The sequence below is a fragment of the Pseudomonas sp. B26(2017) genome, from assembly GCF_002113045.1.
Classification (GTDB): domain Bacteria; phylum Pseudomonadota; class Gammaproteobacteria; order Pseudomonadales; family Pseudomonadaceae; genus Aquipseudomonas.
Genome location: NZ_NEJJ01000011.1, coordinates 43,938 through 60,940 on the forward strand (window position 1 = coordinate 43,938; position 17,003 = coordinate 60,940).

The 17,003-nt window shown below is 58.5% G+C and carries 20 protein-coding genes and 4 tRNA genes; 16 read left to right on the forward strand and 8 right to left on the reverse strand.

Annotated elements, in window-relative coordinates:
- Positions 1–36: 36 nt before the first annotated feature.
- Entirely contained in the window at positions 37–231 is a 195-nt protein-coding gene (locus CAF79_RS17370; protein WP_085698980.1) for a hypothetical protein, read from the reverse strand.
- Positions 232–474: 243 nt separating this feature from the next.
- Entirely contained in the window at positions 475–825 is a 351-nt protein-coding gene (locus CAF79_RS17375; protein WP_007951578.1) for a hypothetical protein, read from the reverse strand.
- A gap of 254 nt (positions 826–1,079) precedes the next feature.
- Here CAF79_RS17375 and CAF79_RS17380 point away from each other — a divergent pair, with 254 nt between their 5' ends.
- Together CAF79_RS17380 and CAF79_RS17385 are read left to right on the forward strand one after the other, a co-directional pair.
- Positions 1,080–1,898: a shikimate 5-dehydrogenase gene (locus tag CAF79_RS17380; protein WP_085698982.1), complete on the forward strand. Its 819-nt coding sequence runs from the start codon at positions 1,080–1,082 to the stop codon at positions 1,896–1,898.
- Positions 1,899–1,996: 98 nt separating this feature from the next.
- Positions 1,997–2,515: a cupin domain-containing protein gene (locus CAF79_RS17385; RefSeq protein WP_085698984.1), complete on the forward strand. Its 519-nt coding sequence runs from the start codon at positions 1,997–1,999 to the stop codon at positions 2,513–2,515.
- A 16-nt stretch (positions 2,516–2,531) separates the two neighbouring features.
- Here CAF79_RS17385 and CAF79_RS17390 read toward each other — a convergent pair whose 3' ends face one another.
- Positions 2,532–3,182 (reverse strand): YceH family protein, encoded by a 651-nt coding sequence (locus CAF79_RS17390; protein WP_085698986.1) that lies wholly within the window; start codon positions 3,180–3,182, stop codon positions 2,532–2,534.
- A gap of 125 nt (positions 3,183–3,307) precedes the next feature.
- On the opposite strand from CAF79_RS17390, the gene CAF79_RS17395 reads away from it, so the two are divergent.
- Positions 3,308–3,817: a DUF1993 family protein gene (locus CAF79_RS17395; protein ID WP_007951572.1), complete on the forward strand. Its 510-nt coding sequence runs from the start codon at positions 3,308–3,310 to the stop codon at positions 3,815–3,817.
- A gap of 65 nt (positions 3,818–3,882) precedes the next feature.
- Here the strand turns inward: CAF79_RS17395 and sstT are convergent, their stop codons facing one another.
- Positions 3,883–5,115: a serine/threonine transporter SstT gene (gene sstT / locus CAF79_RS17400; protein ID WP_085699252.1), complete on the reverse strand. Its 1,233-nt coding sequence runs from the start codon at positions 5,113–5,115 to the stop codon at positions 3,883–3,885.
- Between the two features lie 336 nt (positions 5,116–5,451).
- Here sstT and CAF79_RS17405 point away from each other — a divergent pair, with 336 nt between their 5' ends.
- The gene (locus CAF79_RS17405) at positions 5,452–6,612 is read left to right on the forward strand and encodes an MFS transporter (RefSeq protein ID WP_085686578.1); all 1,161 of its coding nucleotides are present in this window, start codon (positions 5,452–5,454) and stop codon (positions 6,610–6,612) included.
- Here the strand turns inward: CAF79_RS17405 and nhaR are convergent.
- On the reverse strand, positions 6,609–7,508 hold the full coding sequence (nhaR, locus tag CAF79_RS17410; protein ID WP_007951569.1) for a transcriptional activator NhaR: 900 nt from the start codon (positions 7,506–7,508) through the stop codon (positions 6,609–6,611). The two genes, CAF79_RS17405 and nhaR, sit on opposite strands and share 4 nt — an antisense overlap.
- 146 nt (positions 7,509–7,654) lie before the next feature.
- On the opposite strand from nhaR, the gene CAF79_RS17415 reads away from it, so the two are divergent.
- Both CAF79_RS17415 and CAF79_RS17420 read left to right on the forward strand, forming a co-directional pair.
- Entirely contained in the window at positions 7,655–7,894 is a 240-nt protein-coding gene (locus CAF79_RS17415) for a hypothetical protein (RefSeq protein WP_085698988.1), read from the forward strand.
- A 29-nt stretch (positions 7,895–7,923) separates the two neighbouring features.
- Positions 7,924–8,673, forward strand: coding sequence for a TerC family protein (locus CAF79_RS17420; RefSeq protein ID WP_085698989.1), 750 nt, complete (start codon positions 7,924–7,926; stop codon positions 8,671–8,673).
- Between the two features lie 74 nt (positions 8,674–8,747).
- Here CAF79_RS17420 and CAF79_RS29180 read toward each other — a convergent pair whose 3' ends face one another.
- Positions 8,748–8,915 (reverse strand): hypothetical protein, encoded by a 168-nt coding sequence (locus CAF79_RS29180; RefSeq protein WP_169431021.1) that lies wholly within the window; start codon positions 8,913–8,915, stop codon positions 8,748–8,750.
- Between the two features lie 230 nt (positions 8,916–9,145).
- On the opposite strand from CAF79_RS29180, the gene CAF79_RS17425 reads away from it, so the two are divergent.
- The 3 genes from CAF79_RS17425 (at position 9,146) to CAF79_RS17435 (ending at position 10,336) form a co-directional block, all read left to right on the forward strand.
- A complete protein-coding gene (locus tag CAF79_RS17425; RefSeq protein WP_085698991.1) occupies positions 9,146–9,817 on the forward strand; it encodes a peptidase C39 family protein in 672 nt (223 codons plus the stop codon).
- A gap of 93 nt (positions 9,818–9,910) precedes the next feature.
- Positions 9,911–10,117, forward strand: a complete 207-nt coding sequence (locus CAF79_RS17430; RefSeq protein ID WP_085698993.1) for a DUF6021 family protein — start codon at positions 9,911–9,913, stop codon at positions 10,115–10,117.
- Between the two features lie 12 nt (positions 10,118–10,129).
- Positions 10,130–10,336: a hypothetical protein gene (locus CAF79_RS17435; RefSeq protein WP_085698995.1), complete on the forward strand. Its 207-nt coding sequence runs from the start codon at positions 10,130–10,132 to the stop codon at positions 10,334–10,336.
- A 52-nt stretch (positions 10,337–10,388) separates the two neighbouring features.
- Here the strand turns inward: CAF79_RS17435 and pbpG are convergent, their stop codons facing one another.
- Both pbpG and folD read right to left on the reverse strand, forming a co-directional pair.
- Complete coding sequence (gene pbpG / locus CAF79_RS17440; protein WP_011335039.1) at positions 10,389–11,327, reverse strand: D-alanyl-D-alanine endopeptidase; 939 nt, start codon at positions 11,325–11,327, stop codon at positions 10,389–10,391.
- A gap of 229 nt (positions 11,328–11,556) precedes the next feature.
- Positions 11,557–12,411 (reverse strand): bifunctional methylenetetrahydrofolate dehydrogenase/methenyltetrahydrofolate cyclohydrolase FolD, encoded by an 855-nt coding sequence (gene folD / locus CAF79_RS17445; RefSeq protein ID WP_085698997.1) that lies wholly within the window; start codon positions 12,409–12,411, stop codon positions 11,557–11,559.
- A 274-nt stretch (positions 12,412–12,685) separates the two neighbouring features.
- Between folD and CAF79_RS17450 the strand changes: the two genes are divergently transcribed.
- The 7 genes from CAF79_RS17450 (at position 12,686) to clpX (ending at position 17,000) form a co-directional block, all read left to right on the forward strand.
- Positions 12,686–12,762 (forward strand) — tRNA-Arg (locus CAF79_RS17450).
- Between the two features lie 32 nt (positions 12,763–12,794).
- Positions 12,795–12,870: transfer RNA gene (locus tag CAF79_RS17455), tRNA-His, on the forward strand.
- Between the two features lie 58 nt (positions 12,871–12,928).
- Positions 12,929–13,013: transfer RNA gene (locus CAF79_RS17460), tRNA-Leu, on the forward strand.
- 76 nt (positions 13,014–13,089) lie between these two features.
- Positions 13,090–13,165: transfer RNA gene (locus CAF79_RS17465), tRNA-His, on the forward strand.
- Between the two features lie 399 nt (positions 13,166–13,564).
- On the forward strand, positions 13,565–14,875 hold the full coding sequence (gene tig / locus CAF79_RS17470; RefSeq protein ID WP_085698999.1) for a trigger factor: 1,311 nt from the start codon (positions 13,565–13,567) through the stop codon (positions 14,873–14,875).
- A 92-nt stretch (positions 14,876–14,967) separates the two neighbouring features.
- A complete protein-coding gene (gene clpP, locus CAF79_RS17475; RefSeq protein ID WP_007951559.1) occupies positions 14,968–15,603 on the forward strand; it encodes an ATP-dependent Clp endopeptidase proteolytic subunit ClpP in 636 nt (211 codons plus the stop codon).
- A gap of 113 nt (positions 15,604–15,716) precedes the next feature.
- The gene (gene clpX, locus CAF79_RS17480; protein WP_085699001.1) at positions 15,717–17,000 is read left to right on the forward strand and encodes an ATP-dependent Clp protease ATP-binding subunit ClpX; all 1,284 of its coding nucleotides are present in this window, start codon (positions 15,717–15,719) and stop codon (positions 16,998–17,000) included.
- Positions 17,001–17,003 lie beyond the last annotated feature (3 nt).

The window sequence follows — 17,003 nt, forward strand, 5'->3', positions numbered from 1 at the left end:
TTTCGATAGTGGTCATTGATGCCAGTGAGGGCTGGCTCAATCCACCACTTGATCGAGCATGTGAATGATCTCGTGTTCATTGAGAAAGCCCTTGCGGACCAGGTTTTCCGCCAGCAGCGAGAGAAATTTCGCCGTGCGGTGGCCTTCCAGGTGCTTGAGTTCGGTCAGGGTGTTGTAGACCTTGCTCGAAGTGCATAAGCCGACGATACGGTGAGGATTCTGTGTAGGCATTCAAGTCGTCCTTGTTGTTATCAACCTGTTGTATGCGGACGGATTCAGAGTGCAGTTCCGTCATGACAAATAGATGACCGTTGTGTTTTGCCCCTTACGGTCGAGTCCATCATGCCGACTTTAGCGGTTCAAACTGTCCCCACAACGACCTTGGCGAAATTTTTTCAGACCTTGGCCGACGGACGGTCAGCTTTTCCGGAGGCAATAAAAAGCCCCGCTATCAAGCGGGGCCTTGTGTACCGGTTACCAACGCGGACCACCGTAGTAGTGTGGCCGACCGTAGTAACCACGCGGCGGACCGTAATACACCGGGGCCGGTTGGACGTAGACCGGTTGCTGCACATAAACCGGGGCCGGCTGATAGTAGACCGGTGGCGGCGGTTGCTGCACGTAGACCGGTGCCGGTTGAGCGTAAACAGGCTGTTGGACGTACACCGGCCGATCCTGGTTGATGAGCGCCGAGCCGATGATGGCCGAGCCGACGATCGCACCAAATACCGCCGGGCCCTGCCAGCCACCGCCGTGGGCTTCTGCCTGACCCGTGATCGCGAATGCACCAATCAACAAGGCCACGATGGGGAGTTTACGAATCATGATAATTCCTCGGTTCTTCGACCCGGCGTCCGAGCCTGCAACAGGCTCGGGATGGCGCGGGGATACTTCTAAGACAGCAACATTTTGAAAAACAGCACGGCCGCTAGGTAAATTTTGTGTAAGGTCTGTACCGGTTTGTTTACCGGATTTCCGGCATCGGCTGTGATGCCCGGAACAGACCGCCTTATGATCGTTCAGAACCCGATGGTCTGGCTAATCCCGTCCATCCGAAAGTGCATTCGAAGGAGCCTCCCATGCAGATGAACCCCAACAAAGACACCCAACTGTGCATGTCCCTGTCTGGGCGTCCCGGGAATTTCGGTCTGCGGTTTCATAACCATTTGTATGAACAACTGGGGCTGAATTTCTACTACAAGGCGTTCAGCAGTCAGGACCTGCCCGGTGCGGTCGGCGGAATTCGAGCGCTGGGGATTCGCGGTTGCGGCGTGTCGATGCCGTTCAAGGAAGCGAGCATTGCGTTGGTCGATGAACTGGATGCCTCGGCGGCAGCGATCCAGTCGATCAATACCATCGTCAACACCAACGGCCATCTGAAGGCCTACAACACCGATTACATCGCCATTGCTCAATTGCTGGAAACCCACGCGGTGCCGATGGACACGACGTTCGCCCTTCGCGGTAGCGGCGGCATGGCCAAGGCTGTGGCCAGTGCCTTGCGCGATGGCGGTTACAAAAACGGTTTGATCGTGGCCCGCAACGAGCGCGCCGGTCGGGCGCTGGCGGATTCCCTGGGCTATCGCTGGCAGGCAGAACTGGGCGACGAGCGTCCGCAGATGCTGGTCAACGTCACCCCGGTGGGCATGGACGGCGGCCCGGAGGCGGGTCAGCTTTCTTTTGACGTGGATGTGATCAAGTCTGCAGATACTGTGTTCGATGTAGTGGCGATTCCCTCGGAAACCCCGCTGATCGTGCGTGGCCGTGCCGAAGGTAAAAAGGTGATCACCGGGCTGGAAGTGATCGCGATCCAGGCGCTGGAGCAGTTCGTGCTGTACACCGGCGTGCGGCCGACGGTCGAGCAGTTCGATGCAGCGGTGGCGTTCGCGCGCAGTTGATGGAGCCTGTTCAACGGTAAATCCGCCCGGATTTGCCGTTGCCTATACTGCCGGATCAGCAGGCGCAGACTTGCCCATCACAAAAAGCCGAGGTTTGCATGCATCCGCCGATTCTCAACCTGAATGATGTCGAACTCGAACCGCTGCCCGAAGCCCTGTCTCCCGAAGGCGAAACCGCCGGGCGTTATCAGCAGCGTCTGGCCCGGATCGGTCAGCAATTGGGCGCGCAGAAACTCGGTTATCGACTGTATGCGCTGCCGCCGGGCATGCGCGGCAGCCCGTTTCACAGTCATCGTGTGAATGAGGAAATGTTTTACGTGGTGGCCGGGGAGGGGGAAGTGCGCCTGGGCGCCGAACGTTTCCCGATTCGCGCCGGGGACGTGATCGCCTGCCCGCCGGGCGGCCCGGAAGCCGCGCATCAGATCATTAACACCAGTGCTGCGGAGCTGCGCTATCTGGCGGTCAGTACCCAGCAGCAACCGGAAATCTGCGAGTACCCGGATTCGAACAAATACGCGGTAATGGATAACTTCAACGTCGATGCCGAAGGCAATGCCTCGGGCTTCGTGGCGGTGGCGCGGCAAGCGGACGGGGTGGATTACTGGGACGGCGAATAACGCCGCCCCGGTGCGTTTATTCTTCGAGGCGGGCCAGACGTTCTTCCAGCGCCGCAATCCGCGCTTCCAGTTCTTCGATTCGCTCCACCGACACACCGCTGGCAGCCCCACGTTCGCTCGGATTCTGCCGGGCCGCGATAATCGCCTCGATGTCCGCCGGATCGCCCAGTGCGTGGGTGTAGCGATCCTCTCGTTGGCCGGCCTGGCGCGGAATCAGCACCGCCAGCTCCCGGGCGATCAGGCGTTCCAGCTGATGCACAACTTGTTCGGCGTCTTCGAATTCATGCATGCGACCGCTGCGGGTCAGCAGTTCGTTGACCGTCTGCGGGCCGCGCAGGAACATCAAGCCGGTCAGGATCAATTGCGCCGGCACCAGTTCCAGCGCCTTGTCGACCTTGTGCTCCCAGCGATCGGCGCGGCTGCCCATCACCAGTTTGGCGAAACCGCGGCTTTCGAGGGCGCGCAGGCTTTGGCCGACCTGGCCCTGGGTCAGGTTCATCACCGGTTCCCGGCTGGTTTTCTGGTTGCAGGCCAGTACCAGCGCGTTGAGGGTCAACGGGTAGGTTTCCGGGCTGGTGGCCTGTTTCTCGATCAACGAGCCCAGAATGCGGATTTCCGTGGCGTTGAGCCGTGGTTCGTCGGAGCGGGTTTCAAATTCTGTGGTCATCGCGCGTTCCCTCTGCAGTCGAAGGCGCCTAGCCTAATCCTTGCTGGATAAAAGACAAGCCGCGCCGCCATGCGAGCATGGCTATAATCGCCCCACGATTCACCCAGCCACCACGTGAGACTGCCATGACCATTTCCCTGTACGCCGCATCCGTTCCGGTTTTCCAACAAATGCTCAACGCCGTGAGCGATGTGCTGAAAAAGGCTGAAGCCCACGCCACCGAGAAAAACATCGATCCGAACGCCTTCCTGCAAGCGCGTCTGTACCCGGACATGTTTCCGCTGGTACGTCAGGTGCAGATCGCCGTGGACTTCGCCAAAGGCGTGTCCTCGCGTCTGGCCGAAATCGAAATCCCGAAATATGACGACACCGAAACCACCTTCGCCGAGCTGCAAGCGCTGATCGCCAAGGTTCTGGCCTTCATCGGCGAGATCAAGCCAGAGCAGATCAATGGCAAGGAAGGCATCGAGATCGTGACCCGTCCGGGCACCCCGAAAGAGAAGCGCTTCAGTGGCCAGGCTTACCTGCTGAGCTACGGTCTGCCGCAGTTCTTCTTCCACGTCACCACCACCTACGCGCTGCTGCGTCACAACGGTGTGGAAGTGGGCAAGCGCGATTACATGGGCGCGTTCTAAAACGCTCTGCAACAAAAAGCCCGCCAAGGTTTACGCCTTGGCGGGCTTTTTGTTGCGCCGGGTTTTTACGCCGGGCGCTGGGCTTTCTGTTCTTCGCCCAGGCAAGCGGCAGCGGTGAACAGTACGTCGGTGGAGGAGTTCAGTGCTGTCTCGGCGGAATCCTGCAGCACGCCGATGATGAAGCCGACTGCCACCACCTGCATGGCGATTTCGCTCGGGATGCCAAACAGGCTGCACGCCAGCGGAATCAGCAGCAGCGAGCCCCCGGCCACGCCCGAGGCGCCACAGGCGCAGATTGCGGCGACGACGCTGAGCAGGATCGCGGTCGGGATGTCCACGGCGATGCCCAGGGTGTGCACGGCAGCGAGGGACAGCACGGTGATGGTGATCGCCGCGCCGGCCATGTTGATGGTGGCGCCGAGCGGGATCGATACCGAGTAGGTGTCTTCGTGCAGGCCCAGGCGCTTGCTCAATTCCAGGTTGACCGGAATGTTCGCCGCCGAGCTGCGGGTGAAGAATGCGGTGATGCCGCTTTCGCGCAGGCACTGGAGTGTCAGTGGGTAAGGGTTGCGACGCAGCTTCCAGAACACGATCAGCGGATTCATCACCAGCGCCACGAACAGCATGCAGCCGAGCAGCACTGCCAGCAGATGCGCATAACCGATCAATGCTCCAAACCCGGAGGTGGCCAGGGTCGATGCCACCAGACCAAAAATACCCAACGGTGCGAAACGGATGACCACCCGAACAATCACCGTCACGCCGTTGGACAGATCCCCCAGCACTTCGCGGGTGGTGTCACCGGCGTGCCGAATCGCCACGCCCATGCCGATGGCCCAGGCCAGAATGCCGATGAAGTTGGCGTTCATCAGTGCGCTCACCGGGTTATCGACCACGCTCAGCAAAAGGCTTTGCAGCACTTCACTGATGCCGCCCGGCGCGCTCACCGCGATGTTGTCGGTGGACAGCACCAGATGCGACGGGAACATCATGCTGGCAATCACCGCGACCACGGCGGCCGCGAAGGTGCCCAGTAGATACAGGAACAGAATCGGCCGGATGTGGGTTTCCTGGCCGTGCTTGTGGTTGGCGATCGAGGCCATGACCAGCACGAACACCAGGATCGGTGCCACGGCCTTCAACGCCGAGACGAACACCTTGCCGATGAAGGCCGTGGCTTTGGCCGCTTCCGGCGCGAACAGCGCGAGCGCGATGCCGGCAATCAGGCCGATCAGGATCTGTGTCACCAGGCTGAGGCTTTTAAGACGTTGCAATAGAGAAGGGGATGAAGCGGTCATGAACGGCATCTCTGTTTTTTATAGGGTGCAAGGTTGCGCAATCCGGGCGTTGAATCGGGGCAGGCCACAGACACGAACCAAAAGGACTGACGCGCCAGCCACGCCGTTAAACGGGTGGTTGAACAGGGTGTACGTTTTGCAGGGCGCGGACTTTATCACAGCGTCGTCCGATTCCTTCAGGCATGTGACGATCTGCCACCGGAACCCTCTGCAACTTAGACAGGTTTGTGCAAGTCACTCGGGAAACACTCTGTTAAGATTGCGCATCCTTATTTTCAAATTCTGCCAGCGGGCCTTCGGGTCAGCGCTGGTGTCGTCGTTTTGCTGGAGTTCCTCATGCTGTTGCCCATCCTTCTGTTGTCCGCCGCCGGATTCACGGTGCTGACTACGGAGTTCGTCATTGTCGGCCTGCTGCCGGCGATTGCCCGCGACCTGGCCGTCACCATCCCGCAGGCCGGGTTGCTGGTGACTCTATTCGCTTTCACCGTGGCCATGTTCGGTCCTTTCTTGACGGCATATTTCGCCCGCTTCGAGCGCCGCAAACTGTTCATCACCATTCTGATCATGTTTGGGCTGGCCAATACCGTTGCGGCGCTGGCGCCGAACATCTGGGTCATGGCCATTGCCCGGCTGATCCCGGCGCTGGGGCTGCCGGTGTTCTGGGCGTTGGCCAGTGAAACGGCAGTGGATATCGTCGGCCCGGACTTCGCCGGTCGCGCGATCGCCAAGATCGGCTTCGGCATCGTCTGCGCCACCGTGTTCGGGATTCCGGTCGGCACGCTGATTTCCGATGCGTTCGGCTGGCGCAGTGCGTTCGCCATTCTGGCGGTGATCGCGTTCGCCAAGGCGTTGCTGCTGTTTGTCTATCTGCCGAAAACCAGCCTGCACCAGCATCAGGTCAGCTTCGCTTCGCAGTTCAAGATCCTGCGCAGCCCGTTGATGCTGGGCCATGTGCTGTTGTCGATTCTGGTGTTCAGCGGCATGTTCACCGCCTACACCTATCTGGCGGATATCCTTGAGCGTCTGGCCGGCTTCAATGGCACCGTGGTGGGCTGGTGCCTGATGGGCTTTGGTGCGGTTGGCTTGATCGGTAACTCGCTGGGCGGTCGTGCGGTGGATCGCCATCCGCTGATGGCTTCGGTGATGTTCTGTGCGTTCATGATCCCGGGGATGGTGGCGCTGGTGCCGAACATCAATTCGTCGCTGGGACTGGCGGCGGCGATGGGCATCTGGGGCGTGACCCAGGCGGCCCTGTTTCTGGTCAGCCACGTGCGTTTGATGAAAGCGGCACCGGAAGCGCCGGCCTTCGCCGCGTCGCTGAACATTGCCGGGGCCAACCTCGGGATCGGTCTGGGCGCGATCATTGGCGGTCGAGTGATCGACAGCGCTGGCCTGGGTTTTGTGGGCTTTGCCGCTGCCGGATTCATTCTGCTGTCGATTTTCCTCGCCATGGTGCTGATGGTGCTCAAGCCGCGCGAGGTCTGCGCGCCGGCTTAAAACGCTGTAAACAGTTCGCGTCGGGCACCTTCGGTAATCGCTTTGATGCCGGGGTGCTTGACCTTGCGCTCCACCGAGATCGCGTAGAACGACTCGCTCACCGCATCAGTCTGGCCGATCAACTCGACGCCGTACTGGCGCTTCACCTCATCGGCAATCACGCTCGGGCCGATGAAAATCCCGCTGCCGGACTGACCAAACGCCTGCATCAAGGCGCTGTCATCGAATTCCCCGACAATCCTTGGCTGAATCTGCTGCTCGGCGAACCAGCGCTGCAAACGGCTGCGCACTACTGTTTCCGCGCCGGGGATCAACAGCGGCGCGCCGTGCAGACTGCGCGGGAAATCCTGACCGTATTGCGCTGCCAGTTCGGCGGTGGCGAAAAAACTGATCCCGCATTCCCCGAGTTTCTGACTGTAGCCCTTGATGTCCAGGTGCGAGGGCATGGGGCTGTCGGAGATCACCAGGTCCAGGCGCTGGATCGCCAGATCCGCCAGCAGGCGCTCGAGTTTGTCTTCGCGGCAGGTGATGCGCAGCGGTTCGCTCAATTCCATGGTCGGCGCGATCAGGCGATAGACGATGGATTTGGGCACCACGTCCGCCACGCCGACCCGGAACAGAATCTGCTGTTCGTTGGGCTGGGCGCGCAGCATCAGTTCCAGTTCGCCACCGAGCTGGAACATCTGTTCGGCATAAGGCAGGGCCTGACGCCCGGCTTCGGTCAGCTCAAGCTGCCGGCCGACCCGCTGAAACAACTCGATGCCGTAGGTCTGTTCGAGCAGGGAAATCTGCCCGCTGATGGTTTGCGGCGTCAGGTTCAGTTGCTCGCAGGCGCGCACGATGCTGCCGGTCTTGGCCACCACCCAGAAGTAATGCAGTTGTCGGTAATTGAGCATGGGATTCGGTCCGTCAAATACAGTTCGTATAAATCGAAGTATAGCCGCTAAAAATACGAATTTTCCTGAAGTGTTTGTCTCCCTAGAATGCCCAGCCATCGACGGCCGGTCTGTATGGCGCTGTCTGTTCTATCGAGGGAGGCATCATGAAACTAAAAACTACAGCGTTACTGTTCGCGTCTTTACTGGTACTGGCCGGTTGCGACCAGGCCGAAAAGAGCGCCCAGCAACTGATGGGGCAGGCGGCCGAGGCGGCGAAACAAGCCATCGACGACACGCATAAAGCCGCCGAAGAGGCACTCAGCGATGCCACCGGCAATCTGATCAGCAAGAAAGAACCGAAAGACGACGAAGAAAAATCCGAATCGTCCTCCCAGGAAATCTAAACCGTCTTACACAGAGTCAGGACTGACCCATGGAATACCTGTTAGAACTCGCTTCCAGCCCGACGGCCTGGATTGCCTTGGCCACACTGGTGGTGATGGAAATCGTGCTCGGCATCGATAACCTGATCTTTATCTCGATCCTGACCAACAAGCTGCCCGAGCAGTACCGGCAGAAGGCTCGTCGCCTGGGCATCGGCATGGCGCTGATCATGCGACTGGCGCTGTTGAGCACCATCGCCTTCATCGTCCAGTTGACCGAGCCGGTCATCGAGATCCTGGGCCAGGCGTTCTCCTGGAAGGACATGATCCTGATCGCCGGTGGTCTGTTCCTGGTGTGGAAAGCGACGACCGAGATCCATCACAGCATGGATCCTGCGCCGGAAGATCCGAAGAGCGCCACCTCGACGGTGACTCTGGGCTTCGCCGCCGCGATCGGGCAGATCCTGATGCTGGACATGGTGTTCTCGATCGACAGCATCATTACCGCTGTCGGCATGACCGAACACTTGCCGATCATGGTGATTGCGGTGGTGGTTTCGGTGCTGGTGATGCTGTTTGCAGCTGATCCGCTGGCCAAGTTCATCAACGACAACCCGACGGTGGTGATGCTGGCTCTGGGCTTCCTGATCATGATCGGTATGACGCTGATCGCCGAAGGCTTCGGCGCCCACGTACCGAAAGGTTATGTGTATGCCGCCATGGCGTTCTCGGCTGCGATTGAAGTGCTGAACATGATGTCGCGTCGCGCCCGGCAGAAGAAATTGACTGCCGAAGCGTAATCGCTGGAAAACCAAAGGCCGCCTGAACTCGCGAGAGTCCAGGCGGCCTTTTTGTTTGTGTCGGCTACAGAGAATCAGTGCGCGGTGGCGTGACGGGCGTTGTGTTTCTCGATCTTCCTGGTCGGTGCAGGTTGTACCGGGTGGTGATGGCGCCGGGAAATCCGCAACACGCCCCACAGCATGGCGGCCGCAACGGCCAGCCAGCCGGCAATCAGCATTACGATGGTCATGGTCAGGCTCATCTGTGCCTCCTCTTGCCCTGCGTCGGGCGCTCGCTCTTTGGCTCTTATCTGAATGACAGTCTAGTCGCTGGTGTGTTTCAAGCTATTGACCAAAGGTCGGTGGTGACCAATCAGTTCGCTCTATACAGCCGATGGATCTGTCGCTTTGGGCTATACCGCAGCGTGGCGCCGTCCTATGATCCTCGACCAAGCCGGAACACGATGACCGGTAACTGATCAAGAGAGTGACGATGGTGCAGCTATTTTCCCGGATTCGCGCGGCGCTGCTGGTGGCCGGTTGCGTGACAGCTTTGGTGGGGTGTGCGGGCAGTGTGGCGCCGGAGGTCAAGCGCCTGCCGGAGCGGGTCGAACTCAGCGGCACCTTCTATCGCGGTGAGGCCAATCAGAGCGGGCCGCAAGTGCTGGCCAGCCTGTTGTCGCAGCAGGGCATCGTGATCACACCGGGGCTGCTGGAAAAACCGCTGCATTTACCGGGTGCCGAAGATAAGTTGCAACAGAATCTGCAGAGTCTGGCGCGCGAGTACGGCATGGTCGTGTATCCGCTGGACAGCAATCTGCCGGCGCTGCTGACTCAGGTGGCGGCCGGGTATCCGGTAATGGTGCGTTTCAGTGAGGGTTCGGTGTTTTGGGCTGAGCCGCGTTACGCGATTCTGTCCGGTTACGATCGTCTGAAGCAGAAGGTACTGCTGCGCGCGGGGATGAATCGCCGTGAATTGATGAGCTTCAGTTCGTTCGAGTCGGCCCTCGAAAAGTCCGGTGGCTGGGCGGTGTTGATCCAGAAACCGACGCAGATTCCGGCGGCGGTCGATCAGCAGCGCTGGCTCAAGGCCGCCGACGCGCTGGCTCAGGCCGGGCAGGAACGGGAAGCGGCGCAGGCAAGGAAGGCACTGGCAGCGCATTGAGGCTCCGTTCGTCGCCTGTCGGGCACCCTGGCGGAGCATGTGCTTCTGAACTGTAGCGTCCCGTGTTTTGCGGGCCAGTATCAGGAGGCGAGCATGGCAATTCCAAATTCACCCAGCGGTCCGCATTCTTCCGAGCATGGCAATGGCGACGATCTGGGCTTCGATCCGGACTCGCCGGATCTGGACGATCCGCAAGTCGATCCCGTCGGCCCTGCAAAGGCGCCGAAGGATGTGCAGCCGGGCGATGATCCCAAGCGTCCGGCCAAGCCTTACGATCCCTTGGCTGATCTCAAGCCTTGAAGCGAGGTGCGTATGAGTACCGATTCGAGTTTCGACGACCACAAACCTGACAGTGTGCCTGCCACACCTGAGCCGGAGGTTGATCCGGTGCTGGATCCGGACAGCCCTCTACGCGATCCGTTGGCGCGTCCGGCAGTGGTCACGCCAGAGCATTCGCGCGACCCGAGCGCCGGTGACGGCATTCCCGATGACGACAAGATGCCGTTGCCCAACGACTGAGTGCATGAATGAAAAAGCCCCGACGATTCGGGGCTTTTTCATGGGGGGCGGATTACTTTGAGGCTTCGATCACGCCGCTCTGGCGACTCTTGAGGTTCTTGTCAGCCTTGTATTGCTGGGCCACGGCCGGGACGTTGGCGCTCTTGCCGGTTTCCACCCAGCTGCGGATGCGGCTGGCATCGGCGAAGTGAGTGTATTTGCCGAACGCGTCGAGAATCACCAGCGCGACGGGACGGTTGGCCATGCGGGTCACCAGCACCAGGCAATGACCGGCGGGGTTGGTGAAACCGGTCTTGGTGATGCGGATATCCCAGTCGGCCTTGTTGACCAAGTGATCGGTGTTACGGAAACCCAGGGTGTAATTGGGTTTGCGGAACGAGACGGTCTTTTCCTTGGTGGTGGTCAGCTCGATCAGAAGCGGCTGTTTGTGCGCGGCTACCAGCAACTTGCTCAGGTCGCGGGCGGTGGAGACGTTGCGCTCCGACAGACCGGTGGGTTCCACAAAGTGCGTGCTGGTCATGCCCAGCGCCTTGGCCTTGGCGTTCATCGCTGCGATGAATGCCGCGTAACCGCCCGGATAGTGGTGAGCCAGGCTAGCGGCGGCGCGGTTTTCCGAGGACATCAGGGCAATCAGTAACATCTCTCGGCGGGGCAGTTCGCTTCGCAGTTTGACGCGAGAAAACACACCTTTCATTTCAGGTGTATGGCTGATGTCAACGTCAATCCATTCGTCCATGTTCTGGTGCGCTTCGACCACTACCAGGCCAGTCATCAACTTGCTCACGGAAGCGATGGGCACCACCACGTCCGGGTTGCTGGAATAAATGACTTTGTTGGTCTGCAGATCCATCAGCAGGGCGCTGCCGGAGGCAATCTTCAACTGTGAAGCGTCTCGAGGGGCAGCGGTGGTTTCGGCGGCGTTGACCGTTGGCGTGAGGAGCGTGCCTGAAAATGCAAAAACCAGGCTCAGGATGGACAGGCGAATATTCACGCGGGCGAACTCATGAAGGTTGGAAATGCCGTAATTTGTAACGGCCTGTGTCGTAAAAACGACGCATTTTAGGAGTATGGCTGAAGAACTGTCGATGGTTGTTTGAGGCGCATGAAAAAGTCGTGAAAAGCCCTGTAAAAATAGGGGTTTCCGGCGAACGGTAAAGGTTTTTTCGAGGGCATGAAAAACCCCGCACGAGGCGGGGTTACAGGCAAGCTGAAAACACGACTCAGGCGTGCAGGGTTTCTGCTGCGTAGAGGGTATTTTCCAGCAGGCAGGCGCGGGTCATCGGACCGACGCCGCCCGGTACCGGGGTGATCCAGCCTGCGCGCGGCAGGGCGGTTTCGTACACGACATCACCGACCAGTTTGCCGTCTTCCTGACGGTTGATGCCGACGTCGATGACGATCGCGCCTTCCTTGATCCACTCGCCCTTGACCAGACCCGGCTTGCCGGCGGCCACGACCACCAGATCGGCGCGGCCGACGTGGCCGGCCAGATCCTTGGTGAAGCGGTGGGTGACGGTCACGGTGCAACCGGCCAGCAACAGTTCCATCGCCATCGGGCGACCGACGATGTTGGACGCGCCAACAACAACGGCGTTCATCCCGTACAGATCGGCGCCGGTGCTTTCCAGCAGGGTCATGATGCCCTTCGGGGTGCACGGGCGCAGGAGCGGAATGCGCTGGGCCAGGCGGCCGACGTTATAAGGATGGAAACCGTCGACATCCTTGTCCGGGCGGATGCGCTCCAGCAGTTTGGAAGCGTCCAGGTGCTCTGGCAGAGGGAGTTGAAGCAGAACGCCGTCGATTGCCGGGTCATCGTTCAGTCGATCGATCAGATCGGTCAGCGCTTCTTGAGTGGTTTCGGAAGGCAGGTCGTAGGCTTGAGAGAGGAAGCCGACCTCTTCACAGTCTTTACGCTTGTGCGAGACATAAACCTGAGAGGCAGGATCGCTGCCAACCAGGATCACCGCGAGGCCAGGCGTGCGCAGACCTTGCTGGCGACGTTCGGCAACCCGTTGGGCGATCTGCTGGCGCAGGCTGGCGGCGATCGATTTGCCGTCGATTAGTTGTGCAGTCATTGCGCGTGATTAACCATCGAGAGGGGAAAAAAAGAGAACGCATTCTCGCATGTCAAACGGTGAGGGCAAAGGCGCTTGGTCAGCAAATTCCCCTAAGCCCTTTAATTAAATGAATTTTTTTTAAAAAGGATTTGACGACCTTCGGGTCGCTCTATACTATTCGTCGCACTTGTCGGGCACAGCCTAGCACTGGTTAAGAAAGTCGAACGAAATTACGGTTTCGAATGACTGGAAAGCACTTAGTTTGTAGTCCTCCAAGGGTACAGCTAACAAGGCGCCCGTAGCTCAGCTGGATAGAGCATCCGCCTTCTAAGCGGATGGTCGCAGGTTCGAGTCCTGCCGGGTGCGCCATTAGGCAGCATTGGCACAAGTAACGCGATATGGTGGGCGTAGCTCAGTTGGTAGAGCACGGGATTGTGACTCCCGTTGTCGTGGGTTCGATCCCCATCGTCCACCCCATATTTCGAAAGGCGCCAGATGTAACAGTCTGGCGCCTTTGCTTTAAAAAGCTTCATCCGCGGATGTGGTGGAATTGGTAGACACACTGGATTTAGGTTCCAGCGCCGCGAGGCGTAAGAGTTCGAGTCTCTTCATCCGCACCAATCAAAGCTTCATTCATGCCGTTGGCCGGATGAAGTTTTACAAAGAAGTTGTTTGGCTTCTTTGGCACGCAATATGGTGGGCGTAGCTCAGTTGGTAGAGCACGGGATTGTGACTCCCGTTGTCGTGGGTTCGATCCCCATCGTCCACCCCATATTCCGAAAGGCGCCAGATTTAACAGTCTGGCGCCTTTTTTGTTTTACGGTTTCGGATTTTCGCGGCTGCAGGTTTCGGGTCGCAGGGCAGGGTGCTTCGTCGTATTAATGTTGCTCGATGATGCGCGCTGCCTGCCGACCATGCTTGCGCGGTCGGCTGTCAGGGAGATGATTCAACCGCCTCTATATATAGAAGAGGTTGGTGCAGAGCCCTGGCTTGAATTGGCTGTATTTGCTAACAGGGCGAGGTGCAACCGTTTGTCCCCGCCTTCAAATGGCCTGCTGTTTTTTTACCCGTTTTCAGTAGGGTGACTTCTTGAGTTTGACCTACTAGAATGCTTGCCCTTGATTCTTGGGTCGGAAACGGCCGGCTAACGTCTGTGCAACGAGGAATATCCATGCAAGTTTCTGTTGAAAATACTACTGCTCTTGAGCGCCGCATGAGCATCACCGTGCCGGCTGAGCGCATCGAGACTCAGGTCAACAAGCGTCTGCAGCAGACTGCCCAGAAGGCCAAGATTGCTGGCTTCCGTCCAGGCAAAGTGCCAATGAGCGAAATCAAGCGCCGCTTCGGTGCTGATGCGCGCCAGGAAGCGATCGGTGACCTGATCCAGTCCTCCTTCTACGAAGCTGTGGTCGAGCAGAAGCTGAATCCGGCCGGTTCGCCGTCGATCGAGCCAAAGTCGCTCGAAGCTGGCAAGGACCTGGAATACGTAGCCGTATTCGAAGTTTTCCCTGAGTTCACCGTTGCCGGTTTCGAAAGCATCAACGTTGAGCGTCTGAGCGCTGAAGTGGCTGACGCCGATCTGGACAAGATGCTGGACATCCTGCGCAAGCAGAACACGCGTTTCGAAGTGGCTGAGCGTGCTGCCCAGAACGAAGACCAACTGAACATCGATTTCGTTGGCAAGGTCGACGGCGAAGTGTTCGCTGGCGGTTCCGCCAAGGGCACTCAGCTGGTGCTGGGTTCCGGTCGCATGATCCCTGGCTTCGAGGAAGGCCTCGTTGGCGCCAAGGCCGGTGAAGAGCGCGTTCTGAACCTGACCTTCCCAGAGGACTATCAGAACCTGGACCTGGCTGGCAAAACCGCCGAGTTCACCGTGACTGTCAACACCGTTTCCGAGCCAAAACTGCCAGAGCTGAACGAAGAGTTCTTCGCTCAATTCGGTATCAAGGAAAGCGGCATCGACGGTTTCCGCTCCGAAGTTCGCAAGAACATGGAGCGTGAACTGCGTCAGGCGATCAAATCCAAGGTCAAGAATCAGGTAATGGACGGTCTGCTGGCCACCAACCCGATCGAGGTGCCCAAGGCTCTGTTGTCCAACGAAGTTGACCGTCTGCGCGTGCAGGCTGTTCAGCAGTTCGGTGGCAACATCAAGCCTGACCAACTGCCTGCCGAGCTGTTCGAAGAACAAGCCAAGCGTCGCGTTGTACTGGGTCTGATCGTGGCCGAAGTGGTCAAGCAGTTCGACCTGAAGCCAGACGAAGCCCGCGTTCGCGAAATGATTCAGGAAATGGCTTCGGCTTACCAGGAGCCTGAGCAGGTCGTGTCCTGGTACTACAAGAACGAGCAGCAACTGAACGAAGTCCGTTCGGTTGTGCTGGAAGAACAAGTTGTGGATACTGTTCTGCAGAAAGCTAGCGTGACCGACAAAGCGGTCTCTTACGAAGAAGCGGTCAAGCCGGTAGAAGCTCCAAAAGCCGACTGATTGTTTTTGCGTTAGAAGCACACACCATAAGCCAGCCTTCGAGCTGGCTTATGCGTATTCAAGACATGACTATTTGGGAGTGACTGCAGAGCATGTTCCGTAATTCCTATATTCAGCAGAACTCTGATATCCAGGCCGCCGGCGGCCTGGTCCCGATGGTTGTCGAGCAATCTGCTCGTGGCGAGCGCGCCTATGACATCTACTCGCGTCTTCTCAAGGAGCGAGTAATCTTTCTGGTGGGCCCTGTAGAGGACTACATGGCCAACCTGATTTGCGCGCAATTGCTGTTCCTTGAAGCGGAAAACCCGGACAAGGACATCCATCTTTATATCAACTCCCCGGGCGGTTCGGTGACAGCGGGCATGTCGATCTACGACACCATGCAGTTCATCAAGCCAAACGTATCGACTACCTGTATCGGTCAGGCGTGCAGCATGGGCGCGTTCCTGCTGACGGCCGGTGCACCTGGCAAGCGTTTCTGCCTGCCTAACTCGCGCGTGATGATTCACCAGCCACTGGGCGGTTTCCAGGGCCAGGCATCGGACATTGAAATCCATGCCAAGGAAATCCTCTTCATTCGCGAGCGTCTCAACACGCTGATGGCCAAGCACAGCGGCCGTACGCTTGAAGAAATCGAGCGCGACACCAACCGCGACAACTTCATGAGTGCAGAAGCTGCGAAGGAATACGGTCTGATCGACGAAGTGATCAACCAGCGCCCAGCTTAAAAACAAGCAGCTCAAAATAGGCTTGGTCGGCGCGTCTGATCAGCGGCGGGCTTGAAAAAGCCCGCAATAGCCTTCATCTTGTGTTGCAAGCCTATCGGATTTGGATCGAACGAATGACTGACACCCGCAACGGCGAGGACAACGGCAAGCTGCTCTATTGCTCCTTCTGTGGCAAAAGCCAGCATGAAGTGCGCAAATTGATTGCCGGCCCCTCGGTCTTTATCTGCGACGAGTGCGTCGACCTGTGCAATGACATCATCCGCGAGGAGGTGCAGGAAGCACAGGCCGAAAGCAGCGCGCATAAATTGCCTTCGCCTAAAGAAATCAGCGGCATCCTTGATCAGTATGTAATTGGTCAGGAGCGTGCCAAGAAGGTTCTGGCAGTGGCGGTGTACAACCACTACAAGCGTCTGAACCAGCGTGACAAAAAGGCTGACGACGTCGAACTCGGCAAGAGCAACATCCTGCTGATCGGCCCGACCGGCTCCGGTAAAACCCTGCTGGCCGAAACCCTGGCCCGCTTGCTGAACGTTCCGTTCACCATCGCCGACGCAACCACCCTCACCGAGGCGGGTTACGTGGGTGAAGACGTCGAGAACATCATTCAGAAGCTGCTGCAGAAGTGCGATTACGACGTAGAGAAAGCCCAGATGGGCATTGTCTACATCGACGAAATCGACAAGATTTCGCGCAAGTCCGACAACCCGTCGATCACCCGGGACGTTTCCGGTGAAGGCGTGCAGCAGGCCTTGCTCAAACTGATCGAAGGCACGGTCGCTTCGGTTCCGCCGCAAGGTGGCCGCAAGCATCCGCAGCAGGAATTCCTTCAGGTTGATACCCGCAACATCCTGTTCATCTGCGGTGGCGCATTCTCCGGTCTGGAGAAGGTCATTCAGAACCGTTCTACAAAGGGTGGCATCGGTTTCAACGCAGAAGTGCGCAGCAAGGAAGAAGGCAAGAAGGTGGGCGAGTCCCTGCGTGAAGTCGAGCCTGACGATCTGGTCAAGTTCGGTCTGATCCCGGAATTCGTCGGTCGTCTGCCGGTCCTGGCGACGCTGGACGAGCTGGATGAGGCTGCTTTGATGCAGATCCTCACCGAGCCGAAAAATGCCCTGACCAAACAGTATGCCAAGCTGTTCGAGATGGAAGGCGTGGATCTGGAATTCCGTTCCGACGCGCTGAAAGCAGTCGCCAAACGTGCCCTGGAACGTAAAACCGGTGCCCGTGGCCTGCGTTCGATTCTCGAAGGTGTACTGCTCGACACGATGTATGAGATCCCCTCGCAGTCCGAGGTGAGCAAAGTAGTGATCGATGAAAGCGTGATCGAGGGCAAGTCCAAACCACTGTATATCTACGAAAACAGTGAGCCGGCTGCCAAGGCTGCACCGGACGCGTAAGCG

Excerpts from the sequence above, each read along its gene's own strand:
- CAF79_RS17395 (WP_007951572.1), top strand. The coding sequence starts at position 3,308 with ATGACCATTTCCCTGTACGCCGCATCCGTTCCGGTTTTCCAACAAATG.
- tig (WP_085698999.1), top strand. The coding sequence starts at position 13,565 with ATGCAAGTTTCTGTTGAAAATACTACTGCTCTTGAGCGCCGCATGAGC.
- CAF79_RS29180 (WP_169431021.1), bottom strand. The coding sequence starts at position 8,915 with ATGAGCCTGACCATGACCATCGTAATGCTGATTGCCGGCTGGCTGGCC.
- CAF79_RS17415 (WP_085698988.1), top strand. The coding sequence starts at position 7,655 with ATGAAACTAAAAACTACAGCGTTACTGTTCGCGTCTTTACTGGTACTG.
- CAF79_RS17425 (WP_085698991.1), top strand. The coding sequence starts at position 9,146 with ATGGTGCAGCTATTTTCCCGGATTCGCGCGGCGCTGCTGGTGGCCGGT.
- CAF79_RS17390 (WP_085698986.1), bottom strand. The coding sequence starts at position 3,182 with ATGACCACAGAATTTGAAACCCGCTCCGACGAACCACGGCTCAACGCC.
- CAF79_RS17380 (WP_085698982.1), top strand. The coding sequence starts at position 1,080 with ATGCAGATGAACCCCAACAAAGACACCCAACTGTGCATGTCCCTGTCT.
- sstT (WP_085699252.1), bottom strand. The coding sequence starts at position 5,115 with ATGACCGCTTCATCCCCTTCTCTATTGCAACGTCTTAAAAGCCTCAGC.
- CAF79_RS17420 (WP_085698989.1), top strand. The coding sequence starts at position 7,924 with ATGGAATACCTGTTAGAACTCGCTTCCAGCCCGACGGCCTGGATTGCC.
- CAF79_RS17370 (WP_085698980.1), bottom strand. The coding sequence starts at position 231 with ATGCCTACACAGAATCCTCACCGTATCGTCGGCTTATGCACTTCGAGC.
- folD (WP_085698997.1), bottom strand. The coding sequence starts at position 12,411 with ATGACTGCACAACTAATCGACGGCAAATCGATCGCCGCCAGCCTGCGC.
- nhaR (WP_007951569.1), bottom strand. The coding sequence starts at position 7,508 with ATGCTCAATTACCGACAACTGCATTACTTCTGGGTGGTGGCCAAGACC.
- clpP (WP_007951559.1), top strand. The coding sequence starts at position 14,968 with ATGTTCCGTAATTCCTATATTCAGCAGAACTCTGATATCCAGGCCGCC.
- CAF79_RS17430 (WP_085698993.1), top strand. The coding sequence starts at position 9,911 with ATGGCAATTCCAAATTCACCCAGCGGTCCGCATTCTTCCGAGCATGGC.
- CAF79_RS17375 (WP_007951578.1), bottom strand. The coding sequence starts at position 825 with ATGATTCGTAAACTCCCCATCGTGGCCTTGTTGATTGGTGCATTCGCG.
- CAF79_RS17405 (WP_085686578.1), top strand. The coding sequence starts at position 5,452 with ATGCTGTTGCCCATCCTTCTGTTGTCCGCCGCCGGATTCACGGTGCTG.
- CAF79_RS17435 (WP_085698995.1), top strand. The coding sequence starts at position 10,130 with ATGAGTACCGATTCGAGTTTCGACGACCACAAACCTGACAGTGTGCCT.
- clpX (WP_085699001.1), top strand. The coding sequence starts at position 15,717 with ATGACTGACACCCGCAACGGCGAGGACAACGGCAAGCTGCTCTATTGC.
- CAF79_RS17385 (WP_085698984.1), top strand. The coding sequence starts at position 1,997 with ATGCATCCGCCGATTCTCAACCTGAATGATGTCGAACTCGAACCGCTG.